Here is a 26,601-nt window from a genome sequence, read left to right on the forward strand (position 1 = left end):
TGAAATTCCCCGCACTACCTCCCGCCTGACACTTGTTCTCATTCGCTAATTTTTCCGGTCTGCATTCGTTTTATAGGGACGACGTGCCTTTGTGCTTCCTGCCTACTGATCCGGATGCTGAGAAATGAATGCTGAAGACTCCTTGAAACTTGCTCGCCGGTTTATCGGGTTGCCCCTGGAAAAGCGCCAGATGTTCCTCGCGGCCCTGCACAAGGAGGGCGTGGATTTCGCGCGGTTCCCGATACCCGCCGGCATAGAAGCCGAGGATCGTCAGGCGCTGTCTTACGCGCAGCGACGCATGTGGTTCCTCTGGCAACTCGACCCGCAGAGCGGCGCCTACAACCTGCCCGGTGCGGTGCGGCTCAACGGGCGGCTGAACCTGGCGGCGCTGGAGCAAGCCTTCGCCAGCCTCGTGGAGCGTCACGAAACCCTGCGCACAGTGTTCCAGCGCCAGGCCGATGACAGCCTGCTGCAAGTGCCGGCTTCGGCGCCGCTACTGATTAACCGGGAAGACTTCAGCGCTCTGTCGGCCAGCGAGCGCGAACAGGCGGTGATCGATGCCGCCGAACAGCAGTCGCTGCTGCCATTCGATCTGGCGGTCGGCCCGTTGCTGCGCGTGACCTTGCTCAAGCTGGCCGAGCAGGAACGCGTGCTGCTGCTGACCCTGCACCACATCGTGTCCGATGGCTGGTCGATGAACGTGTTGATCGACGAGTTCATCCGTTGCTACGACGCGTTCGACGCGGGTCAGATGCCGCAATTGCCGCCACTGCCGATCCAGTACAGCGACTATGCGCTGTGGCAACGCCGCTGGCTGGAGGCCGGTGAGCAGGCGCGTCAGCTCGACTATTGGCAGGCGCAACTGGGCGACGAACACCCGGTGCTGGAGTTGCCATTGGATCATTCGCGCCCGGCGATGCCGAGCTATCGCGGCACTCGTTACGAGTTTGCGGTCGACGGCCAACTCGCCGAGCAGCTGCGCAGCACGGCGCAACAGCATCAAGTCACTTTATTCATGTTCCTGCTCGGCGCCTTCAATGCGCTGCTGCACCGTTACACCGGGCAGACCGACCTGCGGGTCGGCGTGCCGATCGCCAACCGCAATCGCGGCGAGATCGAAGGCCTGATCGGCTTCTTCGTCAACACCCAGGTGCTGCGCACGCAACTCGACGGCCAGACCCGGGTCGACGAGTTGCTGCGGGCGGTCAAGGAAACCGCGCTGGGTGCGCAGGCGCATCAGGATCTGCCGTTCGAGCAACTGGTCGAAGCGCTGAAGCTGGAACGCAGCCTCAGCCACACGCCGCTGTTCCAGGTGATGTACAACCACCAGCCGCACGTCGCCGATATCGCCACCCTCCGCACCGCATCCGGCCTGCAACTCGACAGCCTCGACTGGCAGAGCCGCACCACCCAGTTCGACCTGACGCTGGACACCTGGGAGCAGGGCGGCAAGCTGCACGCCGCACTGACCTACGCCAGCGACCTGTTCGCTGCACCGACCATCGAACGCATGGCGCGGCACTGGCTGCGCTTGTTGACGGCGATGGTCGCCGATCCATCGCAGCGCATCGGTGAATTGCCGCTGCTGGAAGCTGACGAGCAGCGCACGCTGGTGCATGACTGGAACAACGTCCACGCGCAGTACCCGAGCGACACGCCGATTCACCAGTTGATCGAAGCGCAGGTCGCGCGTACGCCGCAGGCACCGGCACTGCTGTTCGGCGAACAGACCCTGAGTTACGCCGAGCTGGATGCCCGGGCCAATCGCCTGGCGCATCTGCTGAGCGAACAGGGCGTGCAAGCGGACAGTCTGGTTGGCGTGTGCGCCCTGCGTTCGGTGGAAATGGTCGTCGCGCTGCTGGCGATTCTCAAGGCCGGCGGCGCCTACGTGCCGCTGGATCCGGAATACCCGCAGGAGCGTCTGGCCTACATGATCGAGGACAGCGGCATCACCATGCTGCTGACGCAACAGGCGCTGCTGGCAACGCTGCCGACTGACGGCGTAAACGTCATCACCCTGGATCAGCCGGGGCTGCTCGACCGTTACAGCGATAGCCGTCCGGAGGTCAGCGTCGATCCGCTGAACCTGGCCTACGTGATTTACACCTCGGGTTCCACCGGCAAGCCGAAGGGCGCCGGCAACAGCCACGCGGCGCTGGTCAACCGTTTGTGCTGGATGCAGGAGGCCTATGCGCTGGACGCCCGTGATTCGGTGTTGCAGAAAACCCCGTTCAGCTTCGACGTGTCGGTGTGGGAGTTCTTCTGGCCGCTGCTGACCGGCGCGCGCCTTGTGGTGGCCGCGCCGGGCGCGCACCGTGATCCGCTGCAACTGATCGATAGCATCAACCGCCACGGCATCAGCACGCTGCACTTCGTGCCGTCGATGTTGCAGGCGTTCATCCACGAACCGGGCGTGGAAAGCTGTAGCAGTCTCAAGCGGATTGTCTGCAGCGGTGAAGCGTTGCCGCTGGATGCGCAACTGCAAGTCTTCGCCAAGCTGCCGAACGCCAGCCTCTACAACTTGTATGGCCCGACCGAAGCGGCCATCGACGTCACCCACTGGACCTGTGTCGATGAAGGCGCCGACAGTGTCCCGATCGGCCGGCCGATCGCCAACCTGCGCACCCATGTCCTCGATGCCGAATTGCTGCCGGTGCCGAGCGGTGTCGCCGGTGAACTGTATCTGGGTGGCGCCGGGCTGGCGCGCAGTTATCACCAGCGTCCGGCGCTGACGGCCGAACGTTTTGTGCCGTGCCCGTTCCATGACGGCGCGCGCCTGTACCGCACCGGCGACCGTGTGCGGCAGCGCGCTGACGGGGTGATCGAATACCTCGGTCGTCTCGACCATCAGGTGAAGTTGCGCGGCCTGCGCATCGAGCTGGGTGAAATCGAGACCCGCCTGATGCAGCACTCGCGGGTGCGTGAGGCGGTGGTGCTGGTGCAGGGCGGCAAGCATCTGGTGGCTTACCTTGTGCTGGAACAGGCGCAAGCGGACGAACAGTGGCAGCAAGAGGTCAAGGCGTGGCTGCTCGGCAGCCTGCCGGAATTCATGGTGCCGACCTACCTGATCACCCTCGACAAATTGCCGGTCACCGCCAACGGCAAACTCGACCGCAAGGCCTTGCCGCAACCGGATGCCGCGCCGCAACAGGCGTTCGTGGCACCGCAGGACGCCATGCAAAAAGCCCTCGCGGCGATCTGGGAAGCTGTGCTCGGCCTCGACCGCGTTGGCCTCGATGACAACTTCTTCGAGCTGGGCGGCGATTCGATCATCTCGATTCAAGTGGTCAGCCGCGCGCGGCAAGCCGGGATCCGTATCAGCCCGCGTGACCTGTTCCAGTACCAGACGGTGCGCAGTCTGGCGCTGGTCGCGAGCCACGATCATCTGTCCTCGGTGGATCAGGGACCGGTGAGCGGCGATGCCGTGCTCGGGCCGATCCAGCAGGATTTCTTCAACCGCGCGATGCCGGTGCGCGAGCACTGGAACCAGTCGTTGCTGCTGACTCCGCGTGAGGCATTGAATGCGCACTGGCTCAATGTTGCGCTGACCCACCTGATCAATCACCACGACGCCTTGCGTCTGCGTTTTGTCGAAGGCAGCGAAGGCTGGCAGCAAAGCCACGGCCCGCTGCTGAGCAGCGCTGAACTGTGGCAACGCGATGCCGAATCTGCCGAACAGTTGCAGGTGTTGTGCAACGAAGCGCAGCGCAGCCTCGACCTGCAAAACGGCCCGTTGCTGCGGGCGTTGCTGGTGACCATGGCCGACGGCTCGCAACGACTGGCGCTGATCATTCATCACCTAGCGGTCGATGGCGTTTCCTGGCGGGTGCTGCTGGAAGATCTGCAGCAGGCTTACGAGCAACTGGCGGCGGGCGGCGGCATTCAGTTGCCGGCCAAGACCAGCGCGTTCCAGAGCTGGACGGCGCGTCTGGCGCAGGAAGCGTCGCGCTTCGATGAGCAATTGAGCTATTGGAAAGCCCAGCATCAGGGTGCCAAGGATCTGCCGTGCGACCGCCCGGATGGCAGCCTGCAAAATTTGCATGGCGAGAAAATCGAATGGCGCCTCGACGCCGAGCGCACCCGCCAGTTGCTGCAACAGGCGCCGGCCGCCTATCGCACCCAAGTCAACGATCTGTTGCTCACCGCACTGGCGCGCACCATCAGTCGCTGGAGCCAGCAGCCGGGCACGCTGATCGAACTGGAAGGCCATGGCCGCGAAGATCTGTTCGATGACATTGACCTGACCCGCACCGCGGGCTGGTTCACCAGTCTGTTCGCGGTCAACCTGACCGCCAGCGCTGATCTCGACGGCTCGATCAAGGCGATCAAGGAGCAACTGCGCGCGGTGCCGGACAAAGGTCTGGGTTACGGCGTGCTACGGCATCTGGCCGCGCCGTCGGTGCGCGCCGAACTGGCCGCGCTGCCGCAACCGCGCATCACCTTCAACTACCTCGGCCAGTTCGACCGCCAGTTCGACGAGGCGGCGTTGTTCGTGCCGGCTGTTGAAACCAGCGGCGTGGCGCAGGACTCGTCGGCGCCTTTGGGCAACTGGCTGACCGTCGAAGGTCAGGTGTATGGCGGCGAACTGTCGATGAGCTGGGGCTTCAGCCGCGAGATGTTCGACAGCGCCACGGTGCAGCACCTGGTCGATCAATACGCCATCGAGTTGCAGGCGCTGATCGAACACTGCTGCACGCTGCCCATTGCGCAAGCGACGCCTTCGGACTTCCCGCTGGCTCGGGTGACCCAGGCGCAACTGGATGCGCTGCCGGTGCCGGTCGGTCAGCTTGATGATGTCTATCCGCTGTCGCCGATGCAGCAGGGTTTGCTGTTCCACACTCTCTACGAGCAAGCGGCGGGGGAATACATCAACCAGTTGCGCGTGGATGTGCAAGGCCTTGACCCTGAGCGCTTCCGCGCTGCATGGCAGGCCACCGTCGATGCGCAGGACATTCTGCGCAGCGGTTTCGTCTGGCAGGGCGAACTGGCGCAACCGCTGCAGATCGTGCACAAACAGGTGCAGTTGCCGTTCAGCATTCTCGACTGGCGCCAGCGTGATGATCAGCCGGCAGCCCTCGCGGCGCTGGCCGATGGTGAACGTCAGCAAGGGTTCGATTTGAGCCATGCACCGTTGCTGCGTCTGGTGCTGGTGCAGACCGCTGCCGAGCAATGGCACCTGATCTACACCCATCACCACATTCTGATGGACGGCTGGAGCAACTCGCAGTTGCTCGGCGAAGTCTTGCAGCGCTACAGCGGTCGCACCCCGGCCCATGGCGGTGGACGGTATCGCGATTACATCGCCTGGCTGCAGCGTCAGGACGCGCAACTGAGTCAGGACTTCTGGAGCGCTCAGTTGGCCGCGCTGCAAGAGCCGACCCGACTGGCCCGCGCCGCCATCGGCGGCGAAGGCGACAGCGGCCACGGCGACCATTACCTGACGCTGGACGTGACGCGCACCCAGGCGCTGGAAGCGTTTGCCCGCCAGCAGAAAGTCACCGTCAACACCCTCGTGCAAGCTGCGTGGCTGCTGTTGCTGCAGCGCTACACCGGTCATGAAGCGGTGGCATTCGGAGCGACCGCGGCCGGGCGTCCGGCGGATTTGCCCGGCATCGAGCAGCAGGTCGGCCTGTTCATCAACACTCTGCCGGTGATCGGCGCGCCGCGTCCGGACCAAAGCGTGGGCCAGTGGCTGCAAGCGGTGCAGGCGCAAAACCTCAGCCTGCGTGACTTCGAACACACGCCGCTGGCGGACATCCAGCGCTGGGCCGGGCAGGGCGGGGAAGCGCTGTTCGACAACATTCTGGTGTTCGAGAACTACCCGGTCGCCCAGGCGCTGAGCCGGGCCGGACAAGGCCTGGCATTCGGTGAGGTCGGCAACCTGGAGCAAACCCACTACGCCTTGAGCGTGGCGGTCACCCTCGGTCAGCAACTGGCGTTGCACTACAGCTTCGACCGCAGCCAGTTTGCCGGTGAGGTGATCGAAGGCATCAGTGCCCACCTGCTGCAATTGCTTGAGCAATTTACCGTGTCGGCCGAGCGCAACCTTGGCGAAATCGCTCTGGCCAGTGCGCAAGAGCATGCCCGCCAGCAAGCCGAAAACCAGCCGCAGCCTTACCCGTTGGACATCGCTGTGCATCAGCGCATTGCTGCGCTGGCGGTTGAGCGTCCGCAGCGCACCGCGGTGATCTTCAACGGTCAGCACTTCAGTTATGGCGAGATCGAGCAGCGTGCCAATCAACTGGCCCACGCGCTGATCGCCCGTGGCGTCGGCGCCGAGACCCGGGTGGGTGTAGCCCTGCCGCGCAGCGAGGCGGTGATCGTCGCGCTGTTGGCGGTGCTCAAGGCCGGCGGTGCCTATGTGCCGCTGGACACCAGTTACCCGCGTGAACGACTGGCCTATCTGATCGAGGATTCAGGGCTGGCGCTGCTGATCAGCGATTCGTCGGTGTCGGCGCAATTGCCGGTCGGCGAATCGGTGCCGTTGCTGGAGCTGGATCGTCTCGACCTGCACGAGTTGCCGAGCACGGCGCCACAGGTCGCAGTCGATCCGCATAACCTCGCGTACGTGATCTACACCTCCGGTTCCACCGGCAATCCGAAAGGCGTCAGCGTTGCTCACGGCCCATTGGCGATGCATTGCCAGGCCATTGGTCAGCGCTACGAAATGCGCGACAGCGACTGCGAATTCCACTTCATGTCGTTCGCCTTCGACGGCGCCCACGAACGCTGGCTGACCAGCCTGACCCACGGGGCTTCGCTGCTGATTCGCGACGACACGCTGTGGACGCCGGAGCAGACTTACAACGCGATGATCGAACACGGCGTGAGCGTGGTCGCGTTCCCGCCGGTGTACCTGCAACAACTGGCCGAACACGCCGAGCGTGTCGGCCACCCGCCGAAGGTGCGGATCTATTGCTTCGGTGGCGATGCGGTGCCGAACGCCAGTTTCGAGCGGGTCAAACGCGCGCTCGATCCGGACTACATCATCAATGGCTACGGCCCGACCGAAACCGTGGTCACCCCGTTGATCTGGAAGGCTGGCCCTGAAGAGCCATGCGGCGCTGCTTACGCACCGATCGGCAGCCGGATCGGCGACCGCAGTGCCTATGTGCTCGATGCCGATCTGAACCTGTTGCCGCAAGGCATGGCCGGGGAGTTGTACCTCGGTGGCACCGGGTTGGCGCGGGGGTATCTGAATCGTCCGGGGCTGACCGCCGAGCGTTTTGTCGCTGACCCGTTCAGCGCAAATGGCGGCTTGCTGTATCGCACCGGTGACCTGGTGCGCCAGCGTGTCGACGGCACGTTCGACTATCTGGATCGCATCGACAATCAGGTGAAGATTCGCGGGTTCCGTATCGAACTGGGCGAAGTCGAAGCGGCGCTGCAAGCCCTCGACGGCGTGCGTGAAGCGGTGGTCGTGGCGCAGGAAGGCAGCGCCGGCAGTGGCAAGCGTCTGGTGGCCTACGTGGTCGGTGATTCGGCCCGTGCCGACTTCACCGACCACCTGCGCGCGCAGCTCAAGGCCAGCCTGCCGGCGCACATGGTGCCGGCGTATGTCCTGCGTCTTGAGCGCATGCCGCTGACGCCGAACGGCAAGCTCGATCGCAAGAACCTGCCGAAACCGGATGTCAGCCAACTGCAACAAACCTATGTCGCCCCACAGAGCGCGCTGGAGCAGCAACTGGCGGCGATCTGGCAGGACGTGCTCAAGCTTGAGCAGGTCGGCGTCAGCGACAACTTCTTCGAACTGGGTGGCGACTCGATCATCTCGATTCAAGTGGTCAGCCGGGCGCGGCGGGCCGGGATTCGCTTCAGCCCCAAAGACCTGTTCCAGCACCAGACCATTCAGGCCCTGGCCACAGTCGCGCAGACCGGCGAAGCGGTGCAGCCCATCGATCAGCATGCGCAAACCGGCGAAACCGCGCTGCTGCCGATTCATCAGGCATTCTTCGCCGAAGCGATTCCCGACCGTCACCACTGGAACCAGTCGGTGATGCTCAAGCCGACGCAGGCACTGGATGCTCAGGTACTGGAGCAGGCGCTGGATGCGTTGGTGGTGCAGCACGACAGTTTGCGTCTGGACTTTGTTGAGCAGGCCACGGGCTGGTCGGCGCATTACCGCGACGTTGCTACGCAAGCGGGGGAAACCATTCTCTGGCAAGTCGAGGTCGCTGATCTCGCCGCCCTTGAGGCACTGGGCGACAAGGCCCAGCGCAGTCTGCAACTGAGTGGTGGTTCGCTGATCCGCGCGGTGCTGGCGAACCTGGCTGATGGCAGTCAGCGCCTGCTGCTGATCGTTCATCACCTGGTGGTCGATGGCGTGTCGTGGCGGATTATGTTCGAAGACCTGCAACGTGCTTACCGGCAGATTGTCGCCGGTCACGCCGTGCAGTTGCCGGCCAAGACCAGTGCGCTCAAGGCCTGGGCGGCGGCGTTGCAGGACTACGCCAAAACCCCTGCGTTACAGGCCGAACTGGGCTTCTGGCAGCAGCAGTTGCACGGCGCTTCGGCGGCTTTGCCTTACGACCATCCGAACGGTGGGCAGCAACACGATCAGGCGCTGACCCTGCGCCGCAAACTCGATCAGACCCTGACCCGTCAGTTGTTGCAGGAAGCCCCGGCGGCCTATCGCACCCAGGTCAACGACCTGTTGCTGACCGCGCTGGTGCGGGTGCTGGTGCGCTGGACCGGGGAAGACAACGCGTTGGTGTTGCTTGAGGGCCATGGTCGCGAAGACCTGTTCGAACACATCGATCTGACCCGCACCGTGGGCTGGTTCACCAGCGTATTCCCGGCACGCCTGGCACCTGCCGCCGAGCTCGGCGCGTCGCTCAAGCAGATCAAGGAACAGCTGCGGGCGATCCCCCACAAGGGCATCGGCTTCGGCGCACTCGCGCACCTCGGTGATGAGCCGACACGTACCGCCCTGCAAGCCTTGCCGGCGCCGCGCCTGACCTTCAACTACCTTGGCCAGTTCGACGGTAGCTTCGATGCCGCCAGCGATGCTCTGTTCGTGCCGACCAGCGAGTCCGGCGGCGCCGAGGTCAACCTGCAAGGGCCGCTGGGCAATCCGCTGGCGCTCAACAGCAAGGTGTTCGGCGGCGAGCTTGACCTGAGCTGGACCTACAGCGGCGCGATGTTCGACACCGCCACCATCCAGCGTCTGGCCGACGACTATGTGCAGGAACTGACCGCGCTGATCAGCCACTGCTGCGACACTGCCAACCGTGGTGTGACGCCGTCGGACTTCCCGTTGGCGCAACTGTCGCAAGCGCAACTCGACGCGCTGGTACTGGAGCCGCAAGGCATCGACGACATCTATCCGCTGTCGCCGATGCAGCAGGGCATGCTGTTCCACACCTTGCTCGAACACGGCAATGGCGACTACATCAACCAGATGCGCCTGGACGTCGACGGTGTCGACCCGCAACGCTTCCGCGCAGCGTGGCAGGCGGCGGTAGATGCCCACGACATCCTGCGCAGCGGCTTCTTCTGGCAAGGCGATCTGCCGCAACCGGTGCAAGTGGTGCAGCGTCAGGTCGAGGTGCCGTTCAGCGTACTCGACTGGCACGACAGGACTGATCTGGAGGCAGCGCTGCAAACCCTCGCCGATGAGGAGCGCGCACTGGGTCTGGACCTGAGCTGTGCACCGCTGATGCGCCTGGTGCTGGTGCGCACCGCAGCCGAGCGTTATCACCTGATCTACACCAACCATCACATCCTGATGGACGGCTGGAGCAGCGCGCAGTTGCTCGGCGAAGTGTTGCAGCACTACAGCGGCGAAGCGGTCGCCCGTGGTGCGGGTCGCTATCGCGATTACATCGCCTGGCTGCAGCGTCAGGATGGCGCGGCGGCTGAAGCTTACTGGCTGGCGACGCTGGGCAATCTGCAGGAACCGACGCGCCTGGCCAATGCCATCGCACGGCCGCAGGCCGGTTTGCCGAGCGTGGGTTACGGCGATCATTACCAGGTGCTCGACGCTGAGCTGAGCCAGCGCCTGGGCGAGTTTGCCCGGGCCGCGAAAGTCACCGTCAACACCGTGGTGCAAGCGGCGTGGCTGCTGCTGTTGCAGCGCTACACCGGCAAGGATTGCGTGGCGTTCGGCGCCACCGTCGCCGGGCGTCCGGCGGATCTGCCGGGGGCCGAAGCGCAGATCGGCCTGTTCATCAACACGCTGCCGGTGATCGCTGCGCCGTCCGCGCAGCAGAGCGTGATCGCCTGGCTGCAAGCGGTGCAGGCGCAGAACCTCGCCTCACGCGAGTTCGAACACACGCCGCTGGCGGACATTCAGCGCTGGGCCGGGCAGGGCGGTGACGCGCTGTTCGACAGCCTGATGGTGTTCGAGAACTACCCGATTGGCGAGGCGCTGGAACGCGGTGCGCCGCAAGGTCTGCGCTTCGGCGCGGTGGCCAATCAGGAGCAGACCAACTACCCGCTGACCCTGCTGGTGAACATGGGCGCGCAACTGTCGGTGCATTTCAGTTATCAGCGCGACAGCTTCGCGGCAGCCAGCGTGGCGCAGTTGGGCGCGCATCTGCAGCGTCTGCTGAGCCAGATGGCGGATGGCGGCGAACGCACGCTCAGCGAACTGAACCTGATCGAACACCGCCCGCCGGTGAACAGCGATTTCGTTACCGAGCAGTGCATCCATCAAGCCATCGCCCGTCAGGTGGCGGCGACCCCGGATGCCTTGGCGGTGACCTTCGCCCATACGCAACTAACCTATGCCGAGCTGGACGCGCAGGCCAATCGTCTGGCGCACAAACTGCTTGAGTTGGGCGTCGGCCCGGAAGTGCGCGTGGGCGTGGCCATGCCGCGTTCCGAGCAGTTGCTGGTCGCCTTGCTCGCGGTGCTCAAGTCTGGCGGTGCGTATGTGCCGCTGGACCCGGATTACCCGGCGGATCGCGTGGCTTACATGCTCGAAGACAGTCGGGCGCGGGTGTTGCTCACCGAGCAGGCGGTTGCCGCGACGCTGAGCGTACCGGGCGATACGCAAGTGCTGCTGTTGGATCAGTTGTCGCTGAGCGGCTATTCGGCTGTTGCGCCACAGACGGCGGTGCAGCCGGACAACCTCGCCTACGTGATCTACACCTCCGGCTCCACCGGCAAACCCAAAGGCGTAGCAATTGCCCATCGCAACGTCATGGCGCTGATCGACTGGTCGGCCAAGGTCTACAGCCGTAACGACATTCAAGGCGTGTTGGCCTCGACGTCGGTGTGCTTCGACCTGTCGGTGTGGGAGCTGTTTGTCACTCTGGCTAACGGTGGCTCGCTGATCATCGCCCGTAATGCCTTGGAGCTGCCGCACTTGCCGACCCGCGATCAAGTTCGTTTGATCAACACTGTGCCGTCGGCGATTGCCGCACTGCAACGCGCGGGGCAGATTCCGCCGAGCGTGCGCATCATCAATCTGGCGGGTGAACCGCTGAAGCAAGCGCTGGTGGAGGCGCTATATCAGCAGCCGACGGTCGAACACGTTTACGACCTGTACGGCCCGTCGGAAGACACCACTTACTCGACCTGGACCTGCCGCAGCGCCGGTGGTCAGGCACGGATCGGGCGCGCGCTCGAGCACAGTGCCAGCCATTTGCTGGATGCCGATCTGCACGCGGTGCCGCAAGGGGTTTCGGCCGAGCTGTACCTGTCCGGCGCCGGCATCACGCGCGGTTATCTGGGGCGTGCGGCGATGACCGCCGAGCGCTTCGTGCCGAATCCTTTCGTCGGCAACGGCGAGCGCCTGTACCGCACCGGCGACCTGATTCGTCAGCGCGAGGAGGGCGAGCTGGAGTACATGGGCCGGATCGACCATCAGGTGAAAATTCGTGGATTCCGCATCGAACTGGGGGAGATCGAGGCGCGATTGCTCGCACAACCGGCAGTCAGCGAAGCGGCGGTGCTGGCCGTCGACAGCGACAGCGGGGCGCAACTGGTGGCGTATGTGGTCGCCCCGCAACTGGAGATGCACGACGGGGACGCGCAGCGGCAACTGCGCGAGGGACTAAAGACTGGCCTCAAGTCTTCGTTACCTGACTACATGATTCCCGCGCACCTGCTGTTCCTTGAGCAGTTGCCACTGACCCCCAACGGCAAACTCGACCGCAAGGCCCTGCCGGCGGTCGATGCCAGCCAGATGCAGGCCGCGTATGTCGCGCCGCACAGTGAGCTTGAGCAACAGGTCGCGGCGATCTGGCAGCAAGTGCTCGAAGTGCAACGCATCGGTCTGAACGATCACTTCTTCGAACTCGGCGGGCACTCGCTGCTGGCGGTCAACGTGGTGTCGCGCATGGCTCTGGAACTGGGCCTGACGCTGACCCCGCAACTGTTATTCCAGCACCCCGTCCTGAGCGATTTTGTCGCTCGACTCGATACAGGAGGCGGGGCAATCAACGAACAGAAACTGAGCAAGCTGGAAGCCCTGCTTGACGATATGGAGGAAGTCTGATGGACAAGAGTGTTGCTTTGAGGGTAGCCAAGCGCTTTATCACTCTGCCGCTGGACAAACGTAAGCTGTACCTGGAAAAGATGCTCGAAGAGGGCGTCTCTCCGGCCAACCTGCCGATCCCGGAAACACGTTCCGGGTTTGCGGCGATTCCTCTGTCGTATGCTCAGGAACGTCAACTGTTCCTCTGGCAAATGGACCCGCACAGCACCGCGTATCACATCCCCAGCGCCCTGCGCCTCAAGGGCCGGCTGGATGTGGCAGCGCTGGAGCGCAGCTTCAACGCCGTGGCGGCGCGCCATGAAAGCCTGCGCACCACTTTTGCCGAACAGGGTGAAAGCTTTTGCCAGGTGATTCATCCGCCGCTGCCGCTGAGCATCAGCCTGACGCCATTGCCGGAGGGCCTCGACGCCGCCGGGGAAGACGCCGCGATCAAGGCCTTCGTCGAGAGCGAAACCGCACGCCCGTTCAATTTGCAGCAGGGCCCGCTGCTGCGGGTGGCGCTGCTGAAAGTGGCGGAAGACGACCATGTGCTGGTGCTGATCCAGCACCACATCATCGCCGATGGCTGGTCGATCAAAGTCCTGGTCAACGAGCTGATCCAGCATTACGCCGCCGACACCGCCGGGCAGCCGCTGAGCCTGCCGGAACTGGAAATACAGTACGCCGACTACGCGATCTGGCAGCGCCACTGGCTGGAAGCGGGCGAGCGTGAGCGCCAGTTGGCCTACTGGGTCAAGACCCTGGGCGGTGAGCAGCCGGTGCTGGAGCTGCCGATCGATTTCCCGCGTCCGGCCGTGCAAAGCCTGCACGGTGCGCGGCTGGAACTGAACCTGCCGGCAGACCTCGGTAATGCCCTCAAACAGCTGGCGCAGCGCGAAGGTGCGAGCCTGTTCATGCTGCTGCTGGCGTCGTTTCAGGCGCTGCTGCATCGCTACAGCGGTCAGGCGCAGATTCGCGTCGGGGTGCCGACCGCCAACCGTAACCGGGTCGAGACTGAAGGCCTGATCGGCTTCTTCGTCAACACGCAGGTGCTGAATGCCGAAGTCAGCGGGCAATTGCCGTTCAACCAGTTGCTGGCTCAGGTCAAACAGGCGGCGATGGCTGCGCAGGCGCATCAGGATCTGCCGTTCGAGCAACTGATCGAAGCCTTGCAACCGGAACGCAGCCTGAGCCACAGCCCGGTGTTCCAGGTGATGTTCAACCACCAGACCAGCCGAGACCAAGGCCGCAGCGCGGCGCAGTTGCCGCAACTGAGTGTTGAAGATGTGCAGTGGGAAGGGCGCACCGCGCAGTTCGATCTGACGCTGAATACCTACGAGTCCAGCGACGGCTTTGCCGCCGAGCTGATCTACGCCACTGATCTGTTCAAAGCTGAAACCGTCGAGCGCCTGGCGCGTCACTGGCAGAACTTGCTGCGCGGCATCGTCGCCGCACCGAGCCAGCGGGTCGGCGAATTGCCGTTGCTGGAAAGCGCCGAACACGGCGTGCTGTTGCAGGATTGGCTGCGCATCGCTGACCGCAGCACGCAAGCCGAATGCGTGCAGCAGGATTTCTCCCGACGTGCGCAGCAAACGCCGCAAGCCACTGCACTGATCATCGGCGAACACGTGCTGAGCTACGCCGAGCTGGATGCCCGCTCCAGTCAACTGGCGCACAAGCTGATCGAGGCCGGTGTCGGCCCGGATCAATTGGTCGGTATCGCCGTCGAGCGCAGCGTGGAAATGCTCGTCGGCCTGCTGGCGATCCTCAAGGCCGGCGGCGCTTATGTGCCGCTGGACCCTGCGTATCCACAGGATCGCCTGGCCTACATGATCGAGGACAGCGGCCTGCCATTGCTGCTGACCCAAAGCCATTTGCAGGCGCAGTTGCCGATCCCGCCGGGCGTGCAAACGCTGCTGCTGGATCAACCTCGCGAGTGGCTGGCGGCTTATCCACAGAGCGCGCCGGACGTTGCAGTCAATGGCGAGCATCTGGCCTACACGATTTACACCTCCGGTTCCACCGGCAAACCTAAAGGCGTGATGGTGCGCCACGCGGCGCTGAGCAACTTTGTCGCGAGCATGATCAAGCAGCCGGGCATCGTGGCCACGGATCGCGTGCTGTCGCTGACCACCTTCTCGTTCGATATTTTCGGCCTGGAAATCTACGCTCCATTGCTGGCCGGCGCCTGTGTGGTGCTGACCGGCAAGGACGTGCATCAAGACCCGCAAGCGGTGCTCGAACTGATCGAGCGTCACGCCGTGACGACGCTGCAAGCCACGCCTTCGACCTGGCGCATGCTGCTGGACAACCAACAGGCGCCCATCCTTTCGGGCCGCACGTTCCTCTGTGGCGGTGAAGCGCTGCCGCAGGAACTGGCGCAACGCATGCTCGCGCTGACGCCGAGGGTGTGGAACCTCTACGGCCCGACCGAAACCACTATCTGGTCGGCGCAGCACGCCTTGAGTGCGGACAATAGCCGTCCATTCCTCGGCACGCCGATCGACAACACCGCGTTGTACATCCTCGGCAGCGACCTTGAGCTCAATCCGCTCGGCGCCCCGGGGGAATTGCTGATCGGCGGCGACGGCCTCGCTCGTGGTTACTTCCAGCGCCCGAGCCTGACTGCCGAACGCTTTGTCCCGGATCCCTTTTCGACAACCGGCGCGCGCCTGTACCGCACCGGCGATCTGACCCGTTACCGCGCCGAAGGCGTGATCGAGTACATCGGGCGGATTGACCATCAGGTGAAAATCCGTGGTTTCCGGATTGAACTCGGTGAGATCGAAGCGCGTTTGCTCGCCCTCGACAGCGTGCGCGAAACCGTCGTAGTCGCTCAGGACGGCCCGACCGGCCCGCAACTGGTCGGCTATGTGGTGCCGACCGCCGACAATATTGATGAAGGCGAACTGCGTGCTGCATTGAAAGCCAGCCTCAAGGCCGAACTGCCGGAATACATGGTGCCGGCGCACCTGTTGTTCCTCGCGCAACTGCCACTGACGCCGAACGGCAAAGTCGACCGCAAAGCCTTGCCAGCACCTGACGCCAGCCAGTTGCAATCGACTTACATCGCCCCGCAAACCGCCACTCAACACAGTGTCGCCGAGATCTGGCAAGCGGTACTCAAGCTTGATCGCGTGGGCTTGAGCGACAACTTCTTCGAACTGGGCGGGCACTCGTTGCTGGTCACGCAAGTGGTCTCGCGCGTCCGTCAGGCGCTGAACGTGCAGGTGCCGCTGCGCACGTTGTTCGAACACAGCACGCTGGAAGATTTTGTCGCCGCGCTGGGTGTCGATCAGGCGCATCGGGAGCCGCCGATTGTTGCCTTGCCCCGCCAGCAACCGCTGGCGCTGTCCTATGCCCAGGAACGTCAATGGTTCCTCTGGCAACTGCAACCGACCAGCACCGCTTATCACGTGCCGGCGGCGTTGCGTCTGCGCGGTGAGCTGGATCTGCCGGCGTTGCAGCGCAGCTTCGACGCGCTGATCGAACGCCATGAATCGCTGCGCACCTGCTTTGTCGAACAGCAGGGCCAGACCCTGCAAGTGATCCAGGCTCACGGCACGCTCGATCTGCAGGTGCAGGACGTGGCGGCGGATCTCGACGAGGATGCGCTGCAAGCGCTGGTCGCCGCCGAAACCCTGCACCTGTTCAATCTGCAGCAAGGCCCGTTGTTGCGGGTCAAACTGCTGCGCCTGGCCGCCGATGACCACGCGCTGGTCATCACCCTGCATCACATCGTTGCCGATGGCTGGTCGATGAATGTCATGGTCGATGAGCTGGTGGCGTTGTATGCCGCCCACAGCCAGGGCCAGCGCGTGCAATTGCCGGCGCTGCCGGTGCAATACGCCGACTACGCCGTGTGGCAGAAACAGTGGATGGACGCCGGTGAACGCGAGCGTCAATTGAGCTACTGGACCGCACAACTCGGCGCTGGCGATCAACCGCTGCTGGAGTTGCCGACCGACCGTCCGCGTCCAGCCGAGCAGAGCTATCGTGGCGCCCGTCGCGAGATCCCGCTGAGCCGCGAACTGGCCACCGCGCTCAAGCAACTGGCGCAGCGCGAGAACGTTACGCTGTTTGCGCTGTTGCTGGCGTCGTTCCAGACCTTGCTGCATCGCTACAGCGGTCAGGCCGATATCCGCGTCGGAGTGCCGGTGGCCAACCGCAACCGGGTCGAGACCGAAGGCCTGATCGGTTTCTTCGTCAACACCCAGGTTCTGAAGGCCGAGTTCGACAGTCGGCAGACGTTCCGCAGCCTGCTGCAGCAAGTGAAAAATACGGTGCTGGGTGCGCAAGCGCATCAGGATCTGCCGTTCGAGCAACTGGTCGATGCGCTGCAACCGGATCGCAGCCTCAGCCACAGCCCGCTGTTCCAGGTGATGCACAACCACCAGAGCCAGGTGCGTCAGGCGCAGGGCGCCACACGTCTGCCAAAGCTGGCGATTGAAGGCTTGTCCTGGGCGTCCAGTACCGCGCAGTTCGACCTGACCCTGAACACCTTTGAATCGAGCGACAACGTCTGGGCCGAGCTGACCTATGCCACCGACCTGTTCGACGTCGAGACCATCGAACGCCTGGCGCAACACTGGACCCGTCTGCTGCAAGGCATCGTCGCCGACTGCGCTCAGCGCATCGCCGAACTGCCGCTGCATGACGCCGCCGAACACGCGGCAACCTTGCAGCAGTGGAACCCGGCCATCCGCGATTTCCCGAGCGAGCAGTGCCTGCATCAGCGGATCGAAACAACAAGCCGCCCGCGCCCCCGCAAGCGATTGCCGTGAGCTGTGCCGGGCAGTCCCTGAGCTACGGCGAGCTGAACAGCCGCGCCAACCAGTTGGCCCACAAGCTGATTGCCAGCGGTGTCGGCCCGGACGTGCGCGTCGGTCTGGCGGTGGAGCGCAGCCTCGACATGCTGGTCGGCCTGTTGGCGATTCTCAAGGCCGGCGGCGCCTATGTGCCGCTGGACCCGACCTACCCGGAAGAACGCCTGAGCTACATGATCGGCGACAGCGGCATCGCCTTGCTGCTGACCCAGAGTCATCTGCTGGGACGTCTGCCAGTACCCGATTCGCTGCGCAGCCTGATGCTCGATCAGGAACGTGACGGTCTGGAAGGCTACAGCGACAGCAATCCGCACGTACGCATGAGCCCGGACAACCTAGCTTACGTGATCTACACCTCCGGCTCCACCGGGCAGCCGAAGGGCACGTTGCTGGCCCATCGCAACGTGCTGCGCCTGTTCGAGGCCACTGATGCGTGGTTCGGTTTCGACGCCACGGATGTCTGGAGCCTGTTCCATTCCTACGCTTTCGATTTCTCGGTGTGGGAGATTTTCGGGGCACTGCTGTACGGCGGCAAACTGCTGGTGGTGCCTTATGAGGTCAGTCGCTCGCCGGAAGATTTCTTCGCCTTGCTCTGCCGCGAAGGCGTCACCGTGCTCAACCAGACGCCGTCGGCGTTCAAGCAATTGATGCAAGTGGCCTGCGCCCCGGAGCACGCGGCGCAAGCACTGGCGCTGCGTTACGTGGTGTTCGGCGGCGAGGCGCTGGAGGTCAAGAGCCTGCGTCCGTGGTTCGAGCGTTTCGGCGATCAGGCACCGCAACTGATCAACATGTACGGCATCACCGAAACCACCGTGCACGTGACCTACCGGCCGATTACGCTGGCTGACTTGCAGCGTGACGCCAGCAGTCCGATCGGCGAGCCGATCCCGGACCTGTCCTGGTACTTGCTCGACGGAGATCTGAACCCGGTCGCCAAAGGTTGCATCGGTGAGCTGTACGTCGGTCGTGCCGGCCTGGCTCGTGGTTACCTGAACCGCGCGGACCTGACCAGCCTGCGCTTTATTCCCGACCCGTTCGTCGCCGATGGCGGGCGTCTGTACCGTACCGGTGACCTGGCGCGCTACCGCGCCGACGGTGTGATCGAGTACATCGGGCGCATCGACCATCAGGTGAAGATTCGCGGTTTCCGTATCGAGCTCGGCGAGATCGAAGCGCAACTGCTGGAACAGGCTGCCGTGCGCCAGGCCGTGGTGCTGGCGCAACCGGGCCTCAGCGGTCAGCAACTGGTGGCGTATCTGGTGCCAGACGACGCCGCGCTGCTCGACGCGAGCCCGGCCGAACAGGCGCTGTGGCGCGACAGCGTGCGCGCCGAACTCAAGGCCAATCTGCCGGCTCACATGGTTCCGGCGCACCTGTTGCTGCTGGCACAATTGCCGTTGACCGCCAACGGCAAACTCAATCGCAACGCCTTGCCGTCACCCGACGCCAGCCAGGCGCAGCAGGCCTATCAGGCGCCGCAAAGCGCGATGGAGCAGGGGCTGGTCGCGATCTGGCAGGACGTGCTGAAGCTGCCGCAAGTCGGCATCCACGACAATTTCTTCGAATTGGGCGGCGACTCGATCATCTCGATTCAGGTGGTCAGTCGCGCCCGTCAGGCCGGCATTCGCCTCAATCCCAAAGACCTGTTCCAGCACCAGACCGTGCAGCGTCTGGCGCTGGTCGCGCAGTGGGGTGGCGACGAATCGAGCATTGATCAGCGAGCCGCGAGCGGTGCAGCGTTGTTGCTGCCGATCCAGCAGCAATTTTTCGCCGACGAAATTCCGCAGCGTCATCACTGGAACCAGTCGGTGCTGCTGCAACTGCGGCAGACGCTGGACGCTGAGAAAATCGAGCAAGTGTTGCGCGCCCTGGTGGCTCATCACGATGCCTTGCGCCTGAGCTTCACCCAGCACGATGGCGTGTGGCAGGCCGAGCACCGCGCGGTCGAAGCGCTGCCACAGAACCTGCTTTGGCAGGAAGACGTCGCGGATGCCGCCGCCCTTGAAGCCTTGGGTAATCGCGCCCAGCGCAGCCTCGATCTGCAACACGGGCCGTTGCTGCGTGCGGTGCTGGCGACTCTGGCCGATGGCACGCAGCGGTTGCAGTTGGTGATTCATCACCTGGCGGTGGACGGCGTGTCGTGGCGGATTCTGCTGGAGGACCTGCAAAACGCTTATCAGCAGCTGCTCAACGATCAGCCGTTGAGCCTGCCGTCCCGGACCAGTGCCTTCAAGGACTGGGGCGAGCACTTGCAGCGCTACGCCAACAGCCCGGCGTTGCAGGCCGAACTGGATTATTGGCAGGCCTGCCTGAGCGATGTGAGCACCGATCTGCCGTGCAAGCGCGTTGATGCCAGCCAGGACAATCGTCTGGCCCAGACCGTACAAACCCGCCTCGGCACCGAGCTGACCCGGCAACTGCTGCAAGAGGCCCCGGCGGCGTACCGCACCCAGGTCAACGATCTGTTGCTGACGGCATTGGCGCGGGTCATCGGCCGCTGGAGCGGGCAGGCGTCGACGCTGATCCAGCTCGAAGGCCATGGTCGCGAAGCACTGTTCGACGGCGTCGATCTGACCCGCACGGTGGGCTGGTTCACCAGCCTGTTCCCGGTGCGCCTGACGCCGGCAGACACGCTTGACGAGTCGATCAAGCAGATCAAGGAACAACTGCGCTCGATCCCCAACAAGGGCATCGGTTTCGGTGCCTTGCGTTACCTCGGTGATGCCGGAGCGCAGCAGCGCCTGCAGGCCTTGCCGAGCCCGCGCATCACCTTCAACTACCTCGGGCAGTTCGACGGCAGTTTCGCCGGCGATGACGCTGCGCTGTTCGTGCCGTCGCCGGACAACGCCGGCCTTGATCAGAGCCCGGAGGCGCCGCTGGGCAACTGGTTGACCCTCAACGGTCAAGTGTATGGCGGCGAGCTGCGGGTGGGCTGGACGTTCAGCCGCGAGCGTTTTTGACAGCGCGGTGATCGAAGCCCTGGCCGCAGATTACGCCGCAGAACTCGCAGCGTTGATCGGCCATTGCCTGACCCCGGGCGTCGAAGGCCTGACCCCGTCGGACTTCCCGCTGGCCGGCCTGACGCAGGCGCAGCTCGACCAGTTACCGCTGGCGCCACGCCAGGTCGCCGATGTGTATCCGCTGTCGGCGATGCAGCAGGGCATGTTGTTCCACAGCCTCTACGAGCAGGCCACTGGCGATTACATCAACCAGGTCCGGCTCGATGTCGAAGGCCTCGACCCGCAACGCTTTCAGCAGGCCTGGCAAGCGGCGGTGGACAATCACGACATCCTGCGCAGCAGCTTTGTCTGGCAGGGTGAACTGGCGCGTCCAGTGCAGGTGGTGCACAAGCAACTGGACATGCCGTTCCGCGTCCTCGACTGGCGTGATCGCGACGATTGTCAGAGCGATCTGAATGCGCTGGCCGCAGCCGAACAGGCGCAAGGTTTCGACCTGAGCCAGGGGCCGCTGTTGCGTATGGTCGTGGTGCGTCTGGACGAGCAGCGTTGCCATTTGATCTACACCAACCACCACATCCTGATGGACGGCTGGAGCAACTCGCAGTTGCTCGGCGAAGTCCTGCAACGCTACAGCGGGGTTGCCCAACCGCCACTGGCCGGGCGTTATCGCGATTACATCGAATGGCTGCAGCGCCAGGACGTGCAGGCCAGCGAACGTTACTGGACCGCGCAACTGGCTGACTTGCAAGCGCCGACCTTGCTCGCGCAAGCGCTGCAGGCGCAGCGCGGCGATGCACCGCGTGACGGTCATGGCGAACATTTCTGCGTGCTCGACGCTGAACAGACGCGGCGTCTGGGCGAGTTCGCGCGCCAGCAGAAAGTCACCCTCAACACGCTGATTCAGGCGGCCTGGCTGCTGCTGTTGCAGCGCCTGACCGGTCAGTCGTGTGTGGCGTTCGGCGCCACGGTGGCGGGGCGTCCGGCTGAACTCAAAGGGGTCGAGCAGCAGATTGGTCTGTTCATCAACACCTTGCCGGTCATCGCCAGCCCGCAGTCCTCATCGAGCGTTGGCGAATGGTTGCAGAGCGTGCAGGCGCAGAACCTGGCCTTGCGTGAACATGAACACACCCCACTGTTCGATATTCAGCGTTGGGCCGAGCGCAACGGTGAGGCGCTGTTCGACAACATTCTGGTGTTCGAGAACTACCCGGTGTCCGAGGCGCTGGCGCAGGGCGCACCACAAGAACTGCGCTTCGGTGAAATCCACAATCATGAGCAGACCAACTACCCGCTGACACTGCTGGTGCACTTGAGCGACGAATTGTCGATGCACTTCAGCTACCAGTGCGAAAGCTTTGCCGCGCACAGCGTGGTGCAAATGGCCGGGTATCTGCAGCGTTTGCTCGGGCAGATGAGCGAGTCGGGGCAGCGTTCGCTCAGCGAGCTGAACCTTATCGAGCACAGCCCGCCGGTGAACGGCGATTTCGTTACCGAGCGGTGCATCCATCAAGCCATCGCCCATCAAGTGGCGGCGACCCCGGATGCCTTGGCGGTGACCTTCGCCCATACGCAACTAACCTATGCCGAGCTGGACGCGCAGGCCAATCGTCTGGCGCACAAACTGCTTGAGTTGGGTGTCGGCCCGGAAGTGCGCGTGGGCGTGGCAATGCCGCGTTCCGAGCAGTTGCTGGTTGCCTTGCTCGCGGTGCTCAAGGCTGGTGGCGCTTACGTGCCGCTGGACCCGGACTACCCGGCGGATCGCGTGGCTTACATGCTCGAAGACAGTCGGGCGCGGGTGTTGCTGACTGAGCGGGCCGTTGCCGCGACCCTGAGCGTGCCGGGCAATACCCAAGTGCTGCTGATGGATCAGGTTTCGCTAAGCGGCTATTCGGCTGTTGCACCACAGACTGCGGTGCAGCCGGATAACCTCGCCTACGTGATCTACACCTCCGGTTCCACAGGCAAACCGAAAGGCGTGGCGATTGCCCATCGCAACGTCATGGCGCTGATCGACTGGTCGGCCAAGGTCTACCGCCGCGAGGACATTCAAGGCGTGTTGGCCTCGACGTCGGTGTGCTTCGACCTGTCGGTGTGGGAGCTGTTTGTCACTCTGGCTAACGGTGGCTCGCTGATCATCGCCCGTAATGCCTTGGAGCTGCCGCACTTGCCGGCCCGCGATCAAGTTCGTTTGATCAACACTGTGCCGTCGGCGATTGCCGCGCTGCAGCGTGCCGGGCAGATTCCACCGAGCGTGCGCATCATCAATCTGGCGGGTGAGCCGCTGAAGCAAGCCTTGGTCGATGCGCTGTATCAGCAATCGACGGTCGAACACGTTTACGACCTGTATGGCCCGTCGGAAGACACCACTTATTCGACCTGGACCCGCCGCAGTGCTGGCGGTCAGGCGCGGATCGGGCGTGCCCTTGATCACAGCGCCAGCCATCTGCTGGATGCCGATCTGCACGCGGTGCCGCAGGGCGTTTCGGCCGAGCTGTACCTGTCCGGCGCCGGCATCACGCGCGGTTATCTGGGGCGTGCGGCGATGACCGCCGAGCGCTTCGTGCCGAATCCTTTCGGCGGCAACGGCGAGCGCCTGTACCGCACCGGCGACCTGATTCGTCAGCGCGAGGAGGGCGAGCTGGAGTACATGGGCCGGATCGACCATCAGGTGAAGATTCGCGGCTTGCGTATCGAGCTGGGCGAAATCGAAGCACGCCTGCTGGCGCATGCATCCGTGCGTGAGGCGGTGGTCGTGGCCAGCGAAGTGTCGGGCAGTCAGCAACTGATTGCTTATCTGGTGCCGAGCGATCCGGCGATCATCGACGCCGACGCCGAACAACAGGCCGAACTGCAGCAAAGCCTCGGCAAGTGGTTGAGCGCAACCCTGCCGGATTACATGGTGCCGAGCCATCGCCTGTGGCTGGCGCAGTTGCCGCTGACCCCCAACGGCAAGATCGATCGCAAGCGCCTGCCGGCACTGGAACTCAGCGCCGCGCAGTTGCATGTCGAACCGGCGAATGCCACTGAGCAGGCGCTGGTGCAGATCTGGAAAGACGTGTTGGGCCTTGAGCAGGTCGGCACTCACGACAGTTTCTTTGCCTTGGGCGGCGACTCGATCATCTCGATTCAGGTGGTCAGTCGCGCCCGTCAGCAAGGGCTGGAGCTGAGCCCGAAAGACCTGTTCCAGCAACCGACCATTCAGCAACTGGCCCTGTGCGTGCAGGCTGCCGAGGGGCGTGTGGCGCCGGAGCCGGCGCTGATCGACCTGCCGCTGCACGGCTTGAGCGAGGCGCAAGTCGCGCAACTGCCACTGCCGGCCGGGCAACTGGACGGGCTCTATCGCTTGTCGCCGATGCAACAGGGCATGCTGTTCCTCGGCCTGAATTCGCCGGAATCGGACCTGTATGTCAACCAGTTGAGCGTTCCGGTGCAGGGCCTTGAGCCGCTGCGTCTGCAAGCCGCGTGGGAAAGCGTCAGCCGTCGTCACGATATTTTGCGCACCGGTTTCCTTTGGCAGGACATGGCCGAGCCGCTGCAATTCGTACTCGCCGATCCGCAGTTGCCGTTCAGTCTGCTTGACTGGCGTGAGCGGGATCATTCGGCCGAAGCCTTGCAAGGTCTGGCGGATGCCGAGCGGGCCAAGGGCTTCGACCTTGACCAGCCACCGCTGCAACGCCTGACGCTGGTGCAAGTCGGCGAGCACAGCTATCAGTTGATCTGGACCTACCATCACATTCTGATCGACGGCTGGAGCAGTTCGCAGTTGATCGGTGAGGTGCTGAGCCAGTATTCCGGACGACCACTGGCCGACGCGGTGCCGTACCGCGGTTACATCAACTGGCTGCAACAGCAGGACGCGAACGCCAGCGAAGGTTTCTGGCGTCAGCACCTGAGCCTGCTCGACGAACCGACCTATCTGGCGGACGCGGTGACGCGTACCGGCAGCGGTCGCGGTCACCAGGCGCTGTACAGCCGTCTGGGCGAGGCCCGCACCGAACAGTTGAAAGCCTTTGCCCAGGCGCAGCAGGTCACCCTCAATACCTTGGTGCAAGGCGCGTGGCTGGTGCTGCTCAGCCGTTACAGCGGCCAGCGTTGCGTGGCGTTCGGCGCCACGGTGGCGGGGCGTCCGGCGAGCCTGCCGGCTTCGGAATCGATACTGGGCCTGTTCATCAACACCTTGCCAGTGATCAAGGACGTGCCGGCCGAGCAGGCCGTGGGCGCCTGGTTGCGCGAGTTGCAGGATTTCAACCTGGAGATGCGCGAGCGCGAGTACACCCCGCTGACCGACGTCCAGCGTTGGGGCGGGCGTGCCGGGCAGTCGCTGTTCGACAGCATCATTGTGTTCGAAAACCACCCGATCGATCAGGCGCTGCGCGAGTGGCGCGATGATTCGCTGACGTTTGGCGAGATCAACAACTCGGGCCTGACCAACTTCCCGATGGACCTGATGGTCACCCTCGAAGACGGGTTGGTGATCGAGTACATGTTCCTGCGCGAACATTTTGATCTGGCGACCGTGGAGGGCATCCGCAGCAACATGGAAGGTCTGCTCACCGCACTGGTTCAGGACGCCGGGCAGGCGCTGGGACGCATCGGTCTGCCGACCGGGCACGTCGCGCCTGCGCCGCACGTTGTCGCGCAAACGCAGACCACGCTGGTACATCAGCGCATTGCCGAGTGGGCTGCGCAGCGGGCCGAACAAACCGCCGTGATCTTCAATGAGCAAGCCTTCAGCTACGGTCAGATCGACGCGCGGGCCAATCGTCTGGCGCATGCGCTGATCGCCGAAGGTGTCGGTCCGGAAGTTCGGGTCGGTGTGGCCCTGCCACGCAGCGAAAACATGATCGTCGCGCTGTTGGCGGTGCTCAAGGCCGGTGGTGCCTATGTGCCGCTGGACGCGACTTATCCGCGCGAGCGCTTGAGTTATCTGATGCACGATTCAGGCATCGCCTTGCTGCTCAGCGATTCGAGTCTGCGTCAGGTGCTGCCGACCCAGGCCAACCTGCAGGTGCTGGAACTCGATCAGCTGGATCTGCGTGCTCAGCCGGATTCGGCGCCGCAGGTGGCGGTGCAGCCGGGCAACCTGGCCTACGTGATCTACACCTCCGGCTCCACCGGTCAGCCGAAAGGTGTCGGCGTGGCGCACGGGCCGCTGGCGATGCACTGCCAGGCGATCGGTCAGCGTTACGAAATGAGCGCGGCCGATTGCGAGTTGCACTTCATGTCGTTCGCCTTCGACGGCGCGCATGAGCGCTGGCTGACCACCCTTACACACGGCGCTCGTTTGCTGATTCGCGACGATAATCTGTGGACGGCCGAACAAACCTTTGACGCCCTGCATCAGCATGGCGTGAGCGTGGCCGCATTCCCGCCGGTGTACCTGCAGCAACTGGCCGAACACGCCGAACAGCACGGCAATCCGCCGCCGGTACGGATCTACTGCTTCGGCGGGGATGCGGTGCCGGTGGCGAGTTTCGAACTGGCCAAACGCGCACTGCAACCGCAGTACATCATCAACGGCTATGGCCCGACCGAAACGGTGGTCACGCCGCTGATCTGGAAGGCCGCGGTCGACGATCAATGCGGCGCGGCCTATGCGCCGATCGGCAGCGTGGTTGGCGAGCGCACGGGTTATGTGCTCGACAGCGACCTCAATCCGCTGCCGGCCGGCATTGCCGGTGAGTTGTACCTGGGGGGTGCGTTGGCGCGCGGTTATCTGGGACGCGCCGGTGGCACCGCCGAACGTTTCGTTGCCAACCCGTTCAGCGCCGACGGCAGTCGCCTGTACCGCACCGGCGACCTGGTGCGCCAGCGTGCCGACGGCACCGTCGACTACCTCGGGCGGATCGACCATCAGGTGAAGATCCGTGGTTTCCGCATCGAACTGGGTGAAATCGAAGCGCGCCTCAAGCAGCAGCCGGGCGTGCGTGACGCCGCCGTGGTGGCCCGCGAGGGTGTCAGCGGCAAACAACTGCTCGGCTATGTACTGGCCGCTACCGACACGCCGGCCGACGGTTTGGGCGAGCGTCTGCGCGAGCAACTCAAGGCCAGCTTGCCGGATTACATGGTGCCGGCACACTTGATGGTACTTGAGCGCATGCCGCTGACGCCGAACGGCAAGCTCGACCGCAAGGCCTTGCCGAATCCGGACGCCGAACAGCGTCTGGCCTACGTCGAGCCGCGCACCGAGCTGGAAAAAGCCCTGGCGAAGATCTGGCAGGAAGTGCTGAAAATCGAACGGGTCGGGCTCACCGACAATTTCTTCGAACTGGGTGGCGATTCGATCCTCAGCCTGCAAGTGGTGGCCCGCAGCCGCGCGCTCAAGGCTCAGGGCCTGAGCCTGAAACTGCGCGATCTGATGCAGAAACCGAGCATCGGCGAACTGGTAGCG

General features: G+C 64.0%; 1 protein-coding gene and 1 pseudogene. Both read left to right on the forward strand.

Features of this window, described 5'->3' with window-relative positions; translation table 11 throughout:
* Positions 1 to 124 precede the first annotated feature (124 nt).
* The gene (locus HT737_RS24920; RefSeq protein ID WP_182404195.1) at positions 125 to 12,445 is read left to right on the forward strand and encodes a non-ribosomal peptide synthetase; all 12,321 of its coding nucleotides are present in this window, start codon (positions 125 to 127) and stop codon (positions 12,443 to 12,445) included.
* A pseudogene (locus tag HT737_RS32820) lies at positions 12,445 to 26,601 on the forward strand (non-ribosomal peptide synthase/polyketide synthase); the annotation flags it as partial. The gene HT737_RS24920 and the pseudogene HT737_RS32820, both read left to right, overlap by 1 nt.

The sequence above is a fragment of the Pseudomonas sp. MD195_PC81_125 genome (assembly GCF_014060985.1).
Taxonomy (GTDB): Bacteria; Pseudomonadota; Gammaproteobacteria; order Pseudomonadales; family Pseudomonadaceae; genus Aquipseudomonas; species Aquipseudomonas parakoreensis.

What these genes read in the sequence shown, in the direction of transcription:
- HT737_RS24920 (WP_182404195.1), top strand. Translation starts at nt 125, where the DNA reads ATGAATGCTGAAGACTCCTTGAAACTTGCTCGCCGGTTTATCGGGTTG.